Here is a 5436-nt window from a genome sequence, read left to right as displayed (position 1 = left end):
GTCGGCGGCCTTGTCGGCGGCGTCCTCGACCTTGTCGGCGGCCTTGTCGGCGGTGGTTCCGGCCTCCTCGGCAGCCTGACGGGCGGCCTTGGACACACGGCCCGCGGCCTTCACACCGATTGAGCGGGTCTGGCGAGCCACCGTACCGAGCGCGTCCTCGCTCAGCTCGACCTGCTCCTCGACGGCTCCGGCGGCGCGGGCGACCTGCTCGTTGACGCGGGCCAGGCCGGCCTCGAGCTGCGGGTTCTCCTCGCGAAGGCGGGACACCACGTCCTCGCCACGGGCGGCGAGGCCACCGTAGATCCCGGCCGCGACCTCGACGTAGGCGTCGGCGACCTTGCGCAACTCATCGGGACGGAACCGGTTGACCAGCTCCTCGACCTCGGACGGCAGGGCCTGCACGCGATCGGGGACCTCGGTGACGCGGTTCTGCACGTCGGCGACGCGCTCCGTCACCCGGTTCTGCACTCCGCTCACGCGCTCGTTCACCTTGGTCTGTGCCTCGGTGACGGCCTCTTCCGCGCGACGACGGAGGTCGGAGACCAGACCGGACACGGCCTGGACCGCGAGGTCGTTGACGCCGACGTAGGCGTAGACCGGAGTGCGCACGGCGGACAGCGCCTGGCCCAGCGGGCCGCCGGGCGCGTTGTCCTTGGGGTTGGTCTGCGACTCGGCCTGCGCGGCGGCGGCCTGGGCGGGGGTCTTCTTGGAAACGGGCTTCTTCTGGCTCATGTCGGCTCCTTGATCGTTGTCGTGCAGGTGTATCGGGTGAAGTTGTCGCGTGGCCCTACGGGGCCGCCGTCGGACGGGCTCAGTGCACGTCGACGACCTGTTCGGCGGCGGTCGCGTTGTTCGATCGGAACGACTCGTAGATCTCCACGAGCACCTCCCTCTGACGCTCGGTGAGGTCGGGCGCGGTGAGGATGGCGTCCCTCACCGGGCTCCCCTCCTTCAGTTCGAGGATCCCGGCGCGGGCGTAGAGCACCTCGGCGGACAACCTCAGACCTCGTGCGATCTGGCCCAGCACCTCCGCGGACGGCTTGCGCAGCCCGCGCTCGATCTGACTCAGATACGGATTGGAGACGCCGGCACGCTCGGCGAGCTGCCGGATGGACACCTCGGCGGCCTCCCGCTGAGCGCGGATGAACGACCCGATGTCCTGCGACTCGGAGATGCGCTTGTCGTCGTCACCCTGTGGGGCGACGTCGCCGTGACGGGGGACCTCGCCGGTCGGCTTGGCCCTCCGCGCGAGGGTCGCGGCGGTCGGTTCGACCGCCTGGGCGGAGGTGGTCTCGGCCTTTCGACCGTTCTCCCGGCCTCGCTTCTCGGCCATGGAGTCCACCTCCCCTCGCCGTGCGTCTCACGTCGTCTGAGGACAACGCTAGCAAGCAGTGCTAGCTACAGCAAGCGGTCCGGGCGGTGTGATGGCTCACAGGCTCACGGAGCCTGGCGTGGTGGTCCGGATCAGAAGACGAGCAGGGTGAACTGGTGGATGACCAGGCCGACGAGGGCACCCACGAGGGTGCCGTTGATGCGGATGAACTGCAGGTCCTTACCGGCGAGAAGTTCGATCTTCTCGGACGCCTCGTCGGCGTCCCACCGCTCGACCGTGTCCGCGATGATCGAGGTCACCTCGCCGGAATAGTTCACGGCCACGTAGGCCGCGGTGCGCGTCATGTAGTCGTCGAGGCGCGCACGGACCTTCTCGTCGTCGACCAGGAGGTCGGCCAGCCGACGCAGGAGGTCGTCGATCTTCACCCGGAGGGTCGAGGAGGAGTCCTCGGTGGCCTCGACGATCATGCGCTTGGCCGCCGTCCAGGCGGAGGCGGCGGCACGACGGACCTCCTCGCGGCTCATCACCTCCGCCTTGAAGATCTCGAGCTTGTCCATGGTGGCCGGGTCCTGCTGGAGGTCCCGGGCGAAGTCCTCGACGAACCCGATCAGGGCGAGGCGGACCGCGTGTTGCTTGTCCACCTTGATCTGCCAGGTCCACTCGCGCAGTTCGCGGTAGGCGCGGTCGGAGAGCAGCTCGTTGACGAACTGCGGCGCCCAGGTGGGCGCCTTCTCGCGGACCCAGCGGTCAATGGTCTCCGGGTTGGCCTCGACCCACCCGTGGGTGCGGTCGGCCATGAGGTCGAGCAGGGGGAGGTGACGGCCCTCCTCGAGCAGTTCGGCCAGGATTCGACCCGCCGGCGGCCCCCACTTCGGCTCGGCGATCCGAGCGACGATGGTCCGCTCGATGATCGCCGTGGCGTCCTCGTCGCGGAGCACCGCCAGGACGGACCGGATCGCCTTGGCCGCCTGGTCGGAGGCGATCGCACGGTGGCCCTCATCCTGGAGCCACTCGCCCGCCCGCGCGGGGATCCGGGCGCTGCGGACCTTCTCGCTGACCATCTCGGGATCGAGGAAGTTCTCGCCGACGAAGGTGCCCAACGAGGTGCCCAGCTGGTCCTTCTTCTTGGGGATCAGCGCCGTGTGGGGGATGGGGATCCGCAGCGGGTGCCGGAACAGCGCGGTGACCGCGAACCAGTCCGCGAGTCCGCCGATCATGCCCGCCTCGGAGGCCGCGCGCACGTACCCGGCCCACGCCCCGGCGCCGTTGGACAGCGAGTACTCGGCAAAGAGGAAGATGATCCCGGCGACGACCAGGAACCCCGTCGCGACCAGCTTCATGCGGCGGAGCGCAGACCTGCGCTCCGCATCGGTTGCCGGGTCGCCCGCCACCAGGGCGGGCCCGCCCGCCGCGGTGACCGGGTCGAGCGTCAGTGTGCGTCCTTGCGTCCGTACTTGCGGAACCCGATCATGCACACCGCGAGTCCGAGGATAAAGACGACGACGGTCGCCACGACCGCGGCCACGACCAGTCCGAGGGACACGTCCATGTCGTCGGTGTAGAAGGCGAGCGCCGTGATGGGCAGACCGAGCATGCTCATCGACAGCAGCATGATGGCCGAACCGGCGTAGATCTCGGTCGAGTACAGCGGGTAGGTCGGCACCTCGTCGGTCGCGTACTTCGGGTAGTACTCCTCGACGATGGCAGCACCGGTGTGCTCGAGGGTCTGACCAGCCATGATGTCGTCCTCTTTCGTCTACTCCCGATCCCGGACTCGGTGGCCCGGGAGTTGCTTTCCCTGATTCTATTGGAACCTCAGGTCCCGCGGGCAACCGCCCGGCGGATTCGTCGCGCGGCGGTGACCAGGTTGCGCAGACTCGGCTCCAACTGCCATGTGTAGCGGGTCTTGAGCCCGCCGTCCGGGACCGCCCAGAGGCGGTCCACCCCCACCGCCGCGACCGCCTCGAGCAGCCTCTCGTGCAGCAGGTCGATGTCCGGGACGAACCCCGATCTCGACTCGTAGACGCCCGGGGCCACCTGCCGCGTGAGGGTGTGGTCGGTGAGGGCGTCCAGGACCCAGTCGATCGACCGGGTCGCGACTATCGCGGTCACATCCGCGTCGAGACCCTCGATCGCCTCCTTCATCACCTGGAGCGACGAATAGCTGAGGTGGGTGTGGATCTGGGTGTCCGGCCGGGCCCCCGCCGACGCGAGGCGGAACGTGGCCACCGCCCACTCGAGATAGGCGCGCCTGTCCGCACCGCGCCGCGGCAGCAGTTCGCGGATGGCCGGCTCGTCGATCTGCACGATCGCCAGCCCCGCCTCCTCCAGGTCCGCCACCTCGTCGCGGATCACCAGGGCCAGCTGGGTGGCCACCTCGGGCAGCGCGAGGTCGGTCCGGCAGAACGACCGTGCGAGCATCGTCACCGGGCCCGTCACCATCCCCTTGACCGGCCGGTCGGTGAGGGTCTGCGCGTATCCCGTCCACTCGACAGTCATCGGCGCGGGCCGGGCCACGTCCCCGTACAGGATGGGTGGACGCACGCAGCGGGACCCGTAGGACTGCACCCACCCGTGCCGGGTCGCAGCGAAACCGTCGAGCAGTTCCGCGAAGTACTGCACCATGTCGTTGCGCTCGACCTCGCCGTGCACCAGGACGTCCAGGCCGATGTCCTCCTGCAGCCGGATCACCGAGGCGATCTCCTCCCGCAGGTACCCGCAGTAGCGCTCGTAGTCGATCCGGCCGTCGGCCAGGTCCCGGCGGGCCCTGCGGATCTGCACCGTCTGCGGGAACGAGCCGAGGGTCGCGGTGGGGAGGATCGGCAGCCCCAACCGCCCCGCCTGCAGAGGCGCCCGCTCCGCGTAGGGCATGCGGACCTTGTCGTCGTCGTCGACCGACGCCGTCCTGGCACGCACGTCCTCCCTGCGCGCACTGGGCCGCACCGGCAGCGGCCGCCAGCGCGGCGTGGGCCCGTCGACCAGCGCGTCGGCCAGAGACACCACCTCCGCGACCTTCTGCCGGGCGAAGGCCAGCGAGTCCTCCAGCTCCGCCGGCAGGTCCACCTCGGCCCCGACGTCGTAGGGAACGTGGAGCAGCGTGCAGGACGTCGAGACCACCAGGTCGGCGAAGGTGGCCTTGAGCCGCCTCAGGTAGTCCAGGACCTCGAACTTGTCCGTGCGCCACACGTTCTGGCCGTCGACCACCCCGGCGTAGAGCCGTTTGCCCGCCAGCCCCGGGATCGCCGCGAGTTCGTCTGCGGGCCGGTACCCGTGGACCAGATCCAGACCGATCGCCTCGACCCCCGTGGACGCGAGGGCGGGCAGCGCCCCGGCCAGGTCCCCGTACTGCCCCGTCACCAGGATCCGCGGACGAGTGGAGGACGCCGACAGCCGGTCATAGGCATGTCGGACCTGCTCGACCTCGGTCGGCGTGCGCTCCATGGTCATGCAGGGCTCGTCGAACTGCACGCAGGTCACGCCCGCCCCCGCCAGCGCCTCCAGCAACGCCTCGTACTGCTCGAGCACCCGGTCGAGCAGCGCGATCGGCCGGAAGCCGGGGGCGGCGGTGGGTGCCGGCTTGCTCAGCAGCAGCAGCGACACCGGACCGGTGATCACGGGCCGGATGTCGACCCCCAGCTCGTGGGCGCGGGCGACCTCCGCCAGCAACTCCGCCGGTCGCAGGCCCAGCACGGAGGTGTCCTCGAACTCGGGCTGGCGGTAGTGGTAGGGGGTGCCCTGGAGCGCGACCAGTTCCAGGGGCGCCACGTCCGCGCGGCCGCGGGCGAGCGCGAACTGCGTGTCCACCGGGGACAGGTCACGGACCAGGTCCCGGAAGCGCTGCGGGACGGCGCCGATCAGCAGGGCGTCGTCCAGGACGTGATCGTAGAAGGAGAAGGTGTTGCCCGGGATCTGGGTGAGCCCGGTGTCGCGGAGTTCCTGCCAGGTCGACTCCCGGATCCGGCGCCCTACGGCCAGGAGTTCGGACCGGGTGCCGTCGCCGTGCCAGTACCGCTCCAGCGCGCGTTTGAGCTCGCGGCGCGGGCCGATCCGCGGGTAGCCCAGCACGCTGGACGCACGGCTGAGCGCGAGGTGCGAGCGCTCGA

General features: G+C 70.2%; 4 protein-coding genes and 1 pseudogene. All 5 read right to left on the bottom strand.

Annotated features, from left to right (window positions below; translation table 11 throughout):
• Nucleotides 1–732: pseudogene (locus tag G6027_RS09990) on the bottom strand (hypothetical protein); the annotation flags it as partial.
• 79 nt (nt 733–811) lie between these two features.
• Nucleotides 812–1333: a helix-turn-helix domain-containing protein gene (locus G6027_RS09985; RefSeq protein ID WP_187702782.1), complete on the bottom strand. Its 522-nt coding sequence runs from the start codon at nt 1331–1333 to the stop codon at nt 812–814.
• A 131-nt stretch (nt 1334–1464) separates the two neighbouring features.
• Nucleotides 1465–2673: a DUF445 family protein gene (locus G6027_RS09980; RefSeq protein ID WP_182637041.1), complete on the bottom strand. Its 1209-nt coding sequence runs from the start codon at nt 2671–2673 to the stop codon at nt 1465–1467.
• 89 nt (nt 2674–2762) lie between these two features.
• Complete coding sequence (locus G6027_RS09975) at nt 2763–3071, bottom strand: hypothetical protein (protein ID WP_182637040.1); 309 nt, start codon at nt 3069–3071, stop codon at nt 2763–2765.
• Nucleotides 3072–3148: 77 nt separating this feature from the next.
• Entirely contained in the window at nt 3149–5398 is a 2250-nt protein-coding gene (gene metE / locus G6027_RS09970; RefSeq protein ID WP_182637046.1) for a 5-methyltetrahydropteroyltriglutamate--homocysteine S-methyltransferase, read from the bottom strand.
• Nucleotides 5399–5436: the final 38 nt, after the last annotated feature.

This window comes from Dietzia sp. SLG310A2-38A2 (assembly GCF_014145095.1).
In the GTDB taxonomy this organism is placed as follows: Bacteria; Actinomycetota; Actinomycetes; order Mycobacteriales; family Mycobacteriaceae; genus Dietzia.
Note: the sequence above shows the minus strand (reverse complement) of the source record. Positions and strands in the feature narration are given on the sequence as shown.

Bases quoted from the DNA above. Each gene is read 5' to 3' on its own strand.
- G6027_RS09985 (WP_187702782.1), bottom strand. From the start codon at position 1,333: ATGGCCGAGAAGCGAGGCCGGGAGAACGGTCGAAAGGCCGAGACCACC.
- G6027_RS09980 (WP_182637041.1), bottom strand. From the start codon at position 2,673: ATGAAGCTGGTCGCGACGGGGTTCCTGGTCGTCGCCGGGATCATCTTC.
- G6027_RS09975 (WP_182637040.1), bottom strand. From the start codon at position 3,071: ATGGCTGGTCAGACCCTCGAGCACACCGGTGCTGCCATCGTCGAGGAG.